Genomic DNA, 12,223 nt, shown 5'->3' on the forward strand with positions numbered 1-12,223 from the left:
CATGCGCGTCTTCAATTGCGACCACTGCGGTCATCTGGTTTTTTTTGACAGCGTGCAATGCCTGCATTGCGGCAATACGCTGGCTTTTGCGCCTGACCAGCTCACCATGGCCACGCTGGCGCCTGCGCCGCAGGACGGGGCTGGGCTGTGGCGCCGCATGGGCGAGCGCGGTGGCAGTGCTCCCACAGGCAAGCTCTATCGCATGTGCTCCAACCGCGCGGCCTACGGGGCCTGCAACTTTGCCGTGCCTGCGACTGACTATTCGCCGCTGTGCGTGTCCTGCCGCCAGACCAGGGTGTTGCCGGATCTGTCCGAGCCCACCAACCTGGGGCGCTGGCAACAGGTGGAGTCTGCCAAGCGGCAGTTGTTCTACACCCTGGCCCGGTTGGGGCTGGAGCCCGTGCCGGGCAGGGCCGGCCCGGTGTTTGAGTTCCTTGCTGACTGGCCGGGTGGCCCACAGGTGCTGACGGGCCACCAGGGTGGCACCATCACCCTGAATGTGGCCGAGGCCGACGACGACGAGCGCGCCCGCCGCCGCATCGCGCTGGGCGAGCCCTACCGCACTCTCATCGGCCATCTGCGGCATGAGTCAGGCCATTTCTATTGGGACCAGCTGGTGCAAGGCGGTGCCCGCCTGGAGGAGTTCCGCCGCGTGTTTGGCGACGAGCGCGCTGACTATGCCGCGGCACTGCAGGTGCATTACGCCAAGGGGGGGGATGTGGGGCCGTGGGCTGAGCGGCATGTCAGCGCCTATGCCTCTGCCCACCCCTGGGAAGACTGGGCCGAGACCTGGGCCCATTACCTGCACATGGTGGATTTGCTGGAGACGGCTGCCAGCTACCAGCTGGGCGTGACGGTGCCCACGCCGCCATCCGGCCCCCAGCCCGCCATGCGCCACACCGTGTCAGACCCCTTTGGCAGCCCCGCCCCCAGTTTTGACGACATGGTGGGGCAGTGGGTGCCAGTCACCTTGCTGCTCAATAGCCTGAACCGCAGCCTGGGCCAGAGCGATGCCTACCCCTTTGCCCTGTCTGCCGGGGCCATGGTCAAACTGCGGTTTGTGCACGACCTGGTGCAAGCCGTGCGGCAGCCGCCTGCACAGGCTGTCTGAAGACTGGTTGCTATTAAAAATATAGCTGCTCGCGCTTTCTGAATAAGCGCTAGAGGCCTTTTTTATTCAAACCCCTGCGCCCACACCCAGTGGTTGTCCATGCGGGCCGCTTGCAGCTTGCCTTCATGCGCTACGCGCAGCGGGGTCGTAGTGGAGGCGTTCACCATCCATGCCCACCAGCCCCCTCAAATCGGTCAGTACTTGGCTGTTGAAAGTGTGATCCGGCTAGCGGTGATCTGCCGCTTGCCAACGCCAGTGTGGTGTGGGCTGGATATCAGTGCACCAACCAATCGCACGGACGAGAGGCTGCGGCCACGGCAGGCCATCGACCCAAGTAGCGCCATGTCCGGCGTGGCTTTGATGAAAGGTTTTGTGCTGATGGGGCTGCCCCAAGTGTGCTCGGGGCGAGGGGTAGCAAGAAGGTACGCGCGGCATACGAGCCAAAGCGGAAGGCGGTGCGGCTGTGGGTGCTGGGTATGGTGATGCCATGTACGCCAGTAAAAAAGCCAGCAGGGCTATGCAGACCGGCTGGCTTTTTGTTGCGCCTTTTGGCGTGCCCCTTGGGTCGGGGCAAGTCCTGAGCTTCAGACCATTTTCATCTGGCTGGGGGTGCCGGTGATGTAGCCTACTGCCGCACCCGACTTGTTCTTGTAGTTGGCGCGGATCATCGGGTCCAGCGTGTCTTTGACGACGTTATGGATGCTGCCCCAGTCACCCGCGTGCTGGAAGTTACTCATGATGTAGGTCCAGCCATTGATTTCGTCCACAGCGTGCAGGCCCGTAGATTCTCCGCCTGCGGGGATCGACATCACGCGCGACAGCTGCTTGGTGTCTACGTTGTAGGCCCACAGGAAGTTGTTGACGTGCTGGCCGCTGTCTTCGCCGATGAACAGGGTGCGCATCTTTTCCGAGAACTTCAGGTTGTCGGGGTTGGCAATCTTGTTCGGGTTGGCGGTGTTGCCCAGTGCGTCGGCGGCGATGTCTTCACCAGCCAGCAACGCCTTGGTGTCCACAGGCATCCATTCGCTGTTGATGGCTGCACCTGACGTGTCCTTTTGGCCGCCCTTGAGGTTCAGAGCCATCACCACACCTGCCTTGAGTTGCTTGGGGATGGAGATACCGTTGCCTGGCACGTTGGAGGCGTTGCCAACGACCATGGAGTCCTGGCAGTTTTGCAGTGCCGAGTACGCGATCTTGTCCTTGATGTTGACCGTTGTGCCTTCCATCTTCGAGAAGCCTGCACTCGCGCCCAGGTAGGCTGCGTAGCGATGCGTTTCCAGGAAGGCGGCAGCCTTTTCCATGCCGGGGTTCAGCTTGATCCACTCGGTCTTGCCGTTGGCCACGATCTTGGTGTAGCTGGCGTCGGCCGGGTCCTTGCTCACCACGGTCATGATGTCCGTGGGCTTGAGCGTGTTGGCGAGCTGCTCGATCTCTGCACTGGTGGCCGAGCCCATCTTGATCCAGGTCAGCGCAGCACTGCTGTTGGCTGAAGGATCAATGGAGAAGCCAGAGCCTACCTTGGCCACGTACAGCGTGCCCGAAGACAGGTCTTTTTCCTTGTCGGCCACGAACACGAAGTAGGCGCTGTTGGTGGCGTCATCGCCCATCAGCGCCGTGCGGTTGTCAGGCATGACCTGAACGAGCTCGTGCGAGATGCGGCCCATGCAATAGTGCTTCTTGATGCTGCCGGTGCCATCGGGGTTGACGGTCACTTCGGGCATGTGGCCGTAGTGGTAGGGGTTGGCCTTGGTTTCGTCGCCGTACAGGTTCTTGCTGTAGGCCTTGAACATGTCGTTGCTGGCGATGCTGAAAGCATCGGGCTCGTACTCTTCGCTCGACAAGTGAGTGCCCCAGGGCGACAGGCTGGCACCGCAGGTGATCCACAGGCCATGCACCTTGGAAGTGTCCACGTTGTGGTACTTCACCAGGCTGAGTTTGCCCGTGGACTGGTCCTGGTCCAGCGTCAGCACGGCAATCGGCGAAGGCAGCTTGCCATACATGCCGGTTTTGCCATCTTGCGCCCAGGTGGTGTATTCGAACTGCACCACGGCAAACACGGCCTTGCCTTTGATGCCAGTGACGGTGGGGTTGGCCACGGTCAACAGCGAGGTGCCATCGGGTGCGTCGGAGAAATAGTGGCGCTCCTTGCCTGGGACGGTGGCGTCAATGATGGGCTTGTTGTTGATGTCGTAGTAGCCACCCGACAGGATAGTGCCGCCCTTGCCGTCGGACACCATGTCGCCCGTCACGAAAAACGGCTGATACGCCAGCTGGTACGAGCGTACCGATTCGTCGCTGAGCTTGATGTTGAGAGTGGAGCCCACGGTGGTCGTGGCCATCGCAGTAGCGTTGGCCAGGGTGGGGGCGGCCATCGAAGTAAAGCTGGCGGAAACGAAGCTGGCAGTGGTGCCGTCGTCACCACCGCCGCAGGCTGTCAAAAAGGAGGTGGCAGCCGTTGCGCCCAGAGGGAGCATGGGAACCCCTGCCAGAAATTGCAGTGCTTTGCGGCGGGTGGTCAGCGAGGATTGGGACATGTCTTGATATTTCCAGTGGGGTATTGCGTTGCTGCAGACCACGCCACATCGGACCCAGTGGGCCAGGCACTGCGGTCGGTGGTCATGATCACCAGCCCGCGATGCTAGAAATTTGTTGTGACAGTTCGTTGATGCTTTTGTGACGTTTGCGTGAAAGGTATGGGCCGTTCATGGCAGCGCGTATGCACACGCGGTACCCTGGCAAGCCGCCTTGAGGGGGATAACAAATTTCGCCTGATACCAAGGTCGGTGCCTTTCGCCCCTCAAACTACCGCAGATGCACTGGCTGCTGGTGCTGGAGTGCTCCGTAAGAACTGTGGGCAACGTGAGCTGGCGAAACGGGGCACGCCGGTGATATTTCTGTGCAGCTAGGCCTGCGCAGCCAGCCTGCCGCCTGCACTTGCCGAAGGCTGCGATGTCGGTGCCAGCGCAGTTCGTTTTCAGTTCAGCCCAGCAGTTGGTGGCGTGGGCGGGGTGGTGTCAGGGTGCAGCAGGCTCTCGGGCGGCTCAAAGCAATCCCGGAAGATGAATACCGCGCAGCTCAGGATCATCGTGGCCATCATCATGGCAGCGCCCATCAGCAGGCTGCCCACGCCTTCACCCCCCAGGCCCAGCAGCAGCGAGACGATGCTGATCACCAGCGCACCCAGCACCCCAATGCCCAGCCAGCTGAACAAGAACACCAGGCACGCCCCCACGTTGCGCACGCAGGCCATCAGGCTGAAGAACAGGGCCTTCACCGGTGGCACGCCGTGCCAGTGCACCAGGCCCGGCGCATGCCAGAACAGCAGCGACAGCGGCAGCGACAGCACGGTGGCCGTCCACATGGCCTTTTGAAAGCTGGGGTCGGACGCCATTTGCGCCGTCACGGGTGTACCGTCCATATAAACCTGGGCGAAGCGCCCGCCGTCCACCAGGGCAGAAATGGCCATGATGCCCAGAAAGCCCGCGGCATACAGCACACCCAGCAGCAACATGTGGCGCAGGTGCTGGCGGCCTTTGCGGAATGTGATCAGCAGCAGGGCCGGGGTGGGGGTGTGGCCCTGAATCGACTCGCCCGTGGCCACCATCATCGCCAGCGTGACAGAGGGCAGCAGCACCAGCGAGGCGATGTTGCCCAGCACAGGCACGCTGGCCAGCAGCGACATGGCCACAAAAGAGAGGAAGAACAGCGCTGCCAGGGCCAGCGGCTGGCGACGGAAGGCCTGGACGCCCAGCTTGACCCAGGTGAATCCGGTCTGGGCAGGAACGATGTGGAGTTTCATGGGATGGGTGGTGGTGGGTTCTGGCGGGCCAGGGCGGCTCAGCGCACGCCAGAGCGTGAATTTACCCCAGGGGCGTGCGCCGGGTCAGGGCGAAGGGCTATGGGCGGTGCGCCACGCACCCACCCCGGGGCAGCCCGGCAAACTCCTGGCTTGCAAAGTTGCCTGCACCGGCAGGTGCTGCGCCTCAGGCGTGCAGGGGGTTGGCAATGCGGCCCTGCAGCACCCGCTCGAAATGCGTGGGGTCGTGCGGCTTGAGCATCGACGCCTCGCGCGGCAGGTAAAAGTCCCACAGGCGCGATATCCAAAAGCGCAGGGCGCCCGCGCGCAGCATGGCGGGCAGCAGCTCGCGCTCGGCCGCCGTGAGCTGGCGCACCGACTGGTAGGCCGTGAGCATCGCCGCAGCGCGCTCTGCATGGTGGGCGCCCGTGGGCAGGTCAATGCACCAGTCGTTCAGGCACACGGCCAGGTCGAACAGCCAGGTGTCCACGCCCGCAAAGTAAAAGTCGAAGAAGCCGGTGAGGGTGTCTTCGGCAAACATCACGTTGTCGCGGAACAGGTCGGCGTGCACCGGGCCACGGGGCAGCGCTGCGTAGCTGGACGACGCCGCCACATGGTTTTGATAAGCCAGTTCCGACTGCAGCAGCGCAGCCTGGGCGGCGTCCAGGTGCGGCAGCACCACGGGCACGGTTTCGTTCCACCAGGGCAGACCGCGCAGGTTGGGCTGGTGGCGGTCGTAGTCGCGCCCCACCAGGTGCATGCGCGCCAGCATGGCGCCCACGGCCGCGCAGTGCACGGGCTCGGGGGCCAACTGGCTCTTGCCGCGCAGCTTGCTCACCACCGCTGCAGGTTTGCCCGCCACGGTGTGCAGGATTTCGCCGTACTTGTCACCACGCGGCTCGGGCACGGGGATGCCGCCGTGCGCCAGGTGCTTCATCAGGTGCAGGTAAAACGGCAGTTGCTCGGCCGTCAGGCGCTCGAACAGTGTGAGCACGAATTCACCCTGCGTGCTGGTGAGGAAGTAGTTGGTGTTTTCAATCCCGCCCTCAATGCCGCGCAGTTCGACCAGCTCGCCAATTTGCAGGCGGCGCAGCACTTCGCGTGCATCTTTTTTGGAGACTTCGGTAAAAACGGCCATTGTTCAGCTCAGCGGGGGAAAAGCAGGTGGGCAGGGGGCAAAAGGGGCAAGCCAAAGCCAGGGGAAGGCCCCGGCGCCAGTGATATAGCACGGGCACAGGCGCCCGCGCGGGTTCAGAACTTCATCACGTTCCAGACGCGGGGCGCGGTGTTGGTTTCAGCACCGCTGTTGCTGCCGCTGCGGCTGCGTGCGCCGTCGGGCGACTTCACTTCGTAGGCAGGCATGTCGCTGCCCTTGGGCTGCACGTTGATGCTTTGCGTTTGGCCGCCCACGCGCAGCTCGTCCACGCGGCTGCCGCCGTCTTCCACGCGAATGCGCTCAGTGCGCTGGTTGCCTCGGCCACTGAGTTGCTCTGGATTTGATAGCTGCTCGCGCTTTTCCACATTGCCCTGGGTGGCATTTTGGTTGGTATTTTGGGCCAGCAGGGGGCTGGACGCCAAGCCCAGCAAGAGAAAAAGTTGAAGTGCGCGCATGGCGCCGATTGTAGGCGGGGCAGGCTGCGCGCCTGGGGGCTGCGGGCAGAGCCAGTGTTGGCCTGCCGCTGCTGTGTGGCGCGCCGGGGGTAACCGTCAGGCCATCAGGGGTGCTTGGGGCACACGCCCGTTTCGCACGGCACCGTGCGCTGTGCAATGAAGGCGCCAAACTTCTTGCCCAGCTGCCCCATCTGCACGCATACATCGCCGCGCGCGTCAAAGGCATAGCCCTGCTGGCCCGACGCGTTGAGCAGTTCCACCTTGGCCAGTGCCAGTTTGGCGAACTGGTCGGGGTGGTGCCACTGCTCGGCACAAATGTTGTGGAAGACGAAGGTCGAGTACACCAGCTCGCTCACGGCGGGCTTGTCCATCTGCAGCCGCAGCACGCCGTTGTCCAGTTGCGCAGATTTGATTGCGTTGCCACGCAGCGACTTGTTCAGTGGCGCGGGCAGGTGGTTCAGATCCGTCTCAGCCACCGCCAGGGTGCACGCAGCGCTGAGCAGCAATGCCAGCATTTTTTTCATGGTTGACCTTTGTCCGTTGAACTGCCTCAGCAGCGGGTGGCGAAGTGCCAGCGCCGTGTGGCGCGTTATTTTGCCGGCTTTCGGGCCCCGCGCCGCTGCCAAGCGCCTGCGGTGGCTGGCGGTTCGTGTGCACAATCCGTGCATGACTGACAAAAAGACCCTGGTGCTGGTGGACGGCTCCAGCTACCTCTACCGCGCCTTCCATGCCATGCCCGACCTGCGGGCCGTGCCGGGCGACCCCACCAGCCCTGCCACCGGCGCCATTCGCGGCATGATCAACATGATGCAGGCCCTGCGCAAAGAGGTGACTGCCGACTACGCCGTGTGCGTGTTCGACGCCAGCGGCCCCACCTTCCGCGACGCGCTGTACACCGAATACAAGGCCACGCGCTCGCCCATGCCCGACGACCTGCGCAGCCAGATCGAGCCCATCCACCAGGTGGTGGACCTGCTGGGCTGGAAGGTGGTGGCCGTGCCCGGCGTGGAGGCCGACGACGTCATCGCCACCCTGGCCCACACGGCCGCCGCACAGGGCATTGAAGTCATCGTCTCCAGCGGCGACAAAGACCTGAGCCAGCTGGTCAACGAGCACATCACCATCATCGACACCATGAGCGGCAAGCGCCGCGACGTGGCAGGCGTGACCGCCGAGTTTGGCGTGCCCCCCGCGCTGATGGTGGACTACCAGGCCCTGGTGGGCGACACCGTGGACAACGTGCCCGGCGTGACCAAGGTGGGCCCCAAGACCGCCGCCAAGTGGCTGGAAGAATACGGCTCGCTCGACAACCTGATTGCCAACGCCGACGCCATCAAGGGCGTGGCAGGCAACAACCTGCGCGAGGCCATTGCCAGCGGCCAGCTGGCCTTGAGCCGCCAGCTCGTCACCATGAAGACCGACTGCGCGCTGGCCGATTACATCCCCGGCCTGCCCGCGTTTGATGACATCACGCTGGACGCGCCCGACAACGAGGGCCTGCTGCCGTTTTACGAAAAGTACGGCTTCAAGGGCCTGGCTGCCGCCATCAAGGGCGCTACTGCTTCTGCCACCACCGCCCCCACCGTCGCCATGCCCGGCCAAAGCGGTGACTTGTTTGCCGACCACTCCGCCAGCACCGTGGCCGAAGAAGCCCAGCACCGCACGGTGGTGTACGACACCATCCTGAATTGGGCCGACTTTGACCAGTGGCTGGAGCGCCTGCACAAAGCCCCGCTCACGGCCATCGACACCGAAACAGACTCCCTCGACGAAATGCGTGCGCAAATCGTCGGCATCAGTTTCAGCGTGCAGCCCGGCGAAGCCGCCTACATCCCCCTGCGCCACGAAGGCCCCGATGCCCCCGCGCAACTGCCGCTGGATGAAGTGCTCGCCCGCCTCAAGCCCTGGCTGCAAGACCCCAAGCACCCCAAGCTGGGCCAGCACATCAAGTACGACCGCCATGTGTTCGCCAACCACGGCATCGAGGTGCAGGGCTACGCGCACGACACCATGCTGCAAAGCTACGTGCTCGAAGTGCACAAGCCCCACAACCTGACCAGTCTGGCCGAGCGCCACACCGGCCGCAAAGGCATCAGCTACGAAGACCTGTGCGGCAAAGGCGCGCACCAGATCCCGTTTGCGCAGGTGCCCGTGGACAAAGCCGCCGCCTACTCCTGCGAAGACTCCGACCAGACCCTGGACGTGCACAACGCTCTGTGGCCACTGCTGCAGGCAGACGACAAACTGCGCTTCATCTACGAACTGGAGATTGCGAGCAGCGAGGCCCTGTACCGCATCGAACGCAACGGCGTGCTGATTGACGCGCCCACGCTGGCCGCGCAAAGCCACGAACTGGGCCAGCGCATCCTGCAGCTCGAAACCGAGGCGTATGAGATTGCCGGCCAGCCCTTCAACCTGAGCAGCCCCAAGCAGCTGGGCGAAATCTTCTTCGACAAGCTGGGCATGCCCGTGATCAAGAAGACCGCCACCGGTGCCCGCAGCACCGACGAAGAAGTGCTGGAAAAGCTGGCCGAGGACTACCCCTTGCCCGCCAAGCTGCTGGAGCACCGCAGCCTGGTCAAGCTCAAAGGCACCTACACCGACAAGCTCGCCCAACTGGCCCTGCCACGCACCGGCCGCGTGCACACGCACTACGCGCAGGCCGTGGCCGTCACAGGCCGCTTGTCCAGCAACGACCCCAACCTGCAGAACATCCCAATCCGCACCCCCGAAGGCCGCCGCGTGCGCGAGGCCTTTGTGGCCCCCGCAGGCCGCGTGATTGCCAGTGCCGACTACTCCCAGATCGAGCTGCGCATCATGGCCCACCTGAGCGGCGACCACTCGCTGCTGCACGCCTTCCACGCCGGGCTGGATGTGCACCGTGCCACCGCCGCCGAAGTGTTTGGGGTGGAGGTCGATCAAGTCACCAGCGAGCAACGCCGCTACGCCAAGGTCATCAACTTCGGCCTCATCTACGGCATGAGCAGCTTCGGCCTGGCCAAAAACTTAGGCATCGAAACCAAGGCCGCAGCCGCCTACATCGACAAATACTTCCAGCGCTACCCCGGCGTGAAGCAGTACATGGACGACACCAAGGCCGCCGCCAAATCCATGGGCTATGTCGAAACCGTGTTTGGCCGCCGCCTGTACCTGCCCGAAATCAACTCCCCCAACGGCCCCCGCCGCGCCGGGGCCGAACGCGCCGCCATCAACGCGCCCATGCAGGGCACAGCGGCCGACCTCATCAAGCTGGCCATGGTGGCCGTGCAAAAGGAGCTGGACGCGCACAAGCCGGACATCAAGATGATCATGCAGGTGCACGACGAACTGGTGTTTGAGCTGCCCGAGGGCGAGGTGGACTGGCTCAAAACCCACATCCCGCGCCTGATGGCGGAAGTGGCGGCGCTGAAGGTGCCGTTATTGGCGGAGGTGGGGGTGGGGGCTAATTGGGATAAGGCGCATTGAGCCTGAGGGTTTGGATCGCTTGCGGCGTCCCGCGCAGCGTCGCTTAATGCTCGTTAGATTTTTTGGGGAATGTAATGTTGATTAAGTCGTTCGAGGTACAAAACTACAAGGGCTTTCGGGATCGGCAGCATGTTGATTTAGCCCCGTTGACTTTGCTCTATGGTGAAAATAGTTCCGGGAAGAGTGCTCTGCTGCGGGTAGTGCCGTGGATCGCTGAATCTATGGGAGATATGCGCCCTGGTCCCTGCCTTGACGCAACCGTTGGTCGCGAAGCATTGTGGAGTGATCTTGCACATATCAGCAGTCCTAGACAGCCGATTGAAGTGCGGATCGATTGGCACGCTGGACCTTCGGCGAAGTGGTGTTTTCGTGGGGGAACCTTGCCAGAGACATGCGAATTGAAGAGCATCGAGTTGGTTAACTCGGATCATCATTGGTTGCTTGAAGATGATGGGGACGGCCTTTGGCAAGGTCGAGTACAAGCCGTCGCAGGGTTGCTTCCTGCTGTGGATCAGTCGCTATGGTTGCGTAATGTCGGTTGTTCGCGGAGTCAATTTCAGCTTAGCGTGCAGTGGCTCCAGGGGGTTCGCGCTCCGGTGGCACGTGTTGCCAAGGGACTTGCATCGTCGCCAAGCACACTCTCACCCACTGGGGATGGCGTTGCTCGTTTCCTGTATTACTGGGTTCGTGTGGCGCGATCCGATAGCGAAAAAAAGGCACTCGCATTTGTATTGAAATTCTTCGAAGTTCTGGGCTTTGAACTACGTGTGGAGGATGTGGCCCCGGGATTCTTCCGACTTGATGTTGCCCCGATGGGGAGCCCATCCTCAGCTATAAATTTGGTGGATACGGGAGAAGGCCTCACCCAGGTGCTTGCGCCGCTTGTCGCCCTCGCTCGAGCCGCTAACGGAATCGGTCCAAGTGTTGTCTGTCTAGAGCAACCAGAACTTCACCTTCACACAGATGCCCAGCGCGCTCTTGCTCTTTCCATCGCAGATGCTGCCGTATCTGGCGCTCAGGTGATGATCGAAACTCATTCAGAAGTTTTGCTCGCCGCCACTCAGCTTGCGATTGCAAATCGACGTATTCCATCTGGTGATGTGGCTTTGTATTGGGTTGCTCGTCATAGTGGCCCCGTGTCAGTTGCACGGCCAGTCCCCCTGGATGACCGTGGCAGGGTTGGTAGTGCTTGGCCAGTAGACGCCTTCGATGACTTACTTCAACTCAAAAGCGAGTTGTTTGATGCGCAGCGGGGGGTGTCGTGATTCTTGAATTCGATGACTCCTGCTGGACGGACACTAATGCTGATTGGCAGCGAAGTGTTGTAGAGCTACTCATTCAATTAAAACGCTTTGAGCTTCATTCGGTGCTAGCAAATCACGACGCGATGCTGCGATGGTGCGGGGCGCATATTCCGCTGTTTCAGGAGTACTACAAAACACGACTGGCAAGTGCACAAAATAGAAGTAACTCCCTGCGCATTTCCATTTCTCCCCAGGGTGCACAAGCGGTGCTCGGTCCACCTCCATGGACATTGAGTGCTGCTGGTGCAGCCGATATAGTCAATCGTCCTCTTCGGCTAGTGCTAGAGAACGACGAGTCTGATCGCTGTTTTCTTGAGTCGATAGTGCCGTCGTTTTCAACTTGGTGCAATCGCTCTTGGCTAGTGCCTGAGATGGGCGGAGGTTCTGCTATGGGGGCTAAGATTAAAGCTGCTGGTGCGAATGGGGTTGATCGCTGGCGGACATTTTTTGTTTTCGATAGCGACCGTCTACATCCAAATGAGTTAACGGTTGGTTGGGTTCCGCCGAATGGTGACGGCTGTCAAGGTCATCAATTTGAAAAATATTGCGCAGCCATCCCATCGAATCGTTGGCATCGACTTGAACGCCGTTCAATTGAAAACTATCTTCCTCAAGTAGTCCTGCAGCCTCTAAACGTAGACCTTACTGCGACGTTGTTCAGTGGTGCTATTGGAACGATGGCTCACTTCTACAACATGAAGAATGGCCTTAGTGGTGATGGAGTGAGTCCTGTCGACCCCAAGAAATCAGTACGTGCGAGCCGTAGTCTGGGTATGTGGACGGGGCTATCGCAGAACGAAGTGAAATACCTGGAACCTGGGTTCGGTAAAGACGTAGCTGAGGAGTTCAGAAACGTTCCCAAAAATCATATTTGGTCGACGCCTGTGTTGACTGAGATGAACAGGCTTGCGGATGCCCTTCAGGATGCCATGTAGG

9 protein-coding genes are annotated in these 12,223 nt (G+C 61.6%); 4 read left to right on the forward strand and 5 right to left on the reverse strand.

Annotation, left to right across the window (positions count from 1 at the left end; translation table 11 throughout):
- The first annotated feature begins 1 nt into the window (after nucleotide 1).
- A complete protein-coding gene (locus tag IHV84_RS11260; protein WP_198846925.1) occupies nucleotides 2–1,111 on the forward strand; it encodes a putative zinc-binding metallopeptidase in 1,110 nt (369 codons plus the stop codon).
- Between the two features lie 584 nt (nucleotides 1,112–1,695).
- On the opposite strand, the gene IHV84_RS11265 is transcribed toward IHV84_RS11260, so the two are convergent.
- From IHV84_RS11265 to IHV84_RS11285, 5 genes are all read right to left on the reverse strand, one after another.
- Entirely contained in the window at nucleotides 1,696–3,645 is a 1,950-nt protein-coding gene (locus IHV84_RS11265; RefSeq protein WP_198846926.1) for a PhoX family phosphatase, read from the reverse strand.
- A 440-nt stretch (nucleotides 3,646–4,085) separates the two neighbouring features.
- The gene (locus IHV84_RS11270; protein ID WP_198846927.1) at nucleotides 4,086–4,910 is read right to left on the reverse strand and encodes a BPSS1780 family membrane protein; all 825 of its coding nucleotides are present in this window, start codon (nucleotides 4,908–4,910) and stop codon (nucleotides 4,086–4,088) included.
- A 184-nt stretch (nucleotides 4,911–5,094) separates the two neighbouring features.
- Complete coding sequence (locus IHV84_RS11275) at nucleotides 5,095–6,045, reverse strand: homoserine kinase (protein ID WP_198846928.1); 951 nt, start codon at nucleotides 6,043–6,045, stop codon at nucleotides 5,095–5,097.
- A gap of 113 nt (nucleotides 6,046–6,158) precedes the next feature.
- Entirely contained in the window at nucleotides 6,159–6,518 is a 360-nt protein-coding gene (locus IHV84_RS11280; protein WP_198846929.1) for a hypothetical protein, read from the reverse strand.
- A gap of 104 nt (nucleotides 6,519–6,622) precedes the next feature.
- Nucleotides 6,623–7,042, reverse strand: coding sequence for a hypothetical protein (locus tag IHV84_RS11285; protein WP_198846930.1), 420 nt, complete (start codon nucleotides 7,040–7,042; stop codon nucleotides 6,623–6,625).
- A gap of 142 nt (nucleotides 7,043–7,184) precedes the next feature.
- Between IHV84_RS11285 and polA the strand changes: the two genes are divergently transcribed.
- From polA to IHV84_RS11300, 3 genes are all read left to right on the forward strand, one after another.
- Nucleotides 7,185–9,983 carry a DNA polymerase I gene (gene polA / locus IHV84_RS11290; protein WP_198846931.1) on the forward strand — a complete coding sequence of 933 codons (2,799 nt, stop codon included), beginning with the start codon at nucleotides 7,185–7,187 and terminating at the stop codon, nucleotides 9,981–9,983.
- Nucleotides 9,984–10,057: 74 nt separating this feature from the next.
- Nucleotides 10,058–11,248, forward strand: coding sequence for an AAA family ATPase (locus tag IHV84_RS11295; protein ID WP_198846932.1), 1,191 nt, complete (start codon nucleotides 10,058–10,060; stop codon nucleotides 11,246–11,248).
- A complete protein-coding gene (locus IHV84_RS11300; RefSeq protein ID WP_198846933.1) occupies nucleotides 11,245–12,222 on the forward strand; it encodes a hypothetical protein in 978 nt (325 codons plus the stop codon). The genes IHV84_RS11295 and IHV84_RS11300 overlap by 4 nt, the downstream gene beginning before the upstream one ends.
- Nucleotide 12,223 lies beyond the last annotated feature (1 nt).

The sequence above is a fragment of the Acidovorax sp. IB03 genome, assembly GCF_016406015.1.
GTDB lineage: Bacteria > Pseudomonadota > Gammaproteobacteria > Burkholderiales > Burkholderiaceae_C > Acidovorax > Acidovorax temperans.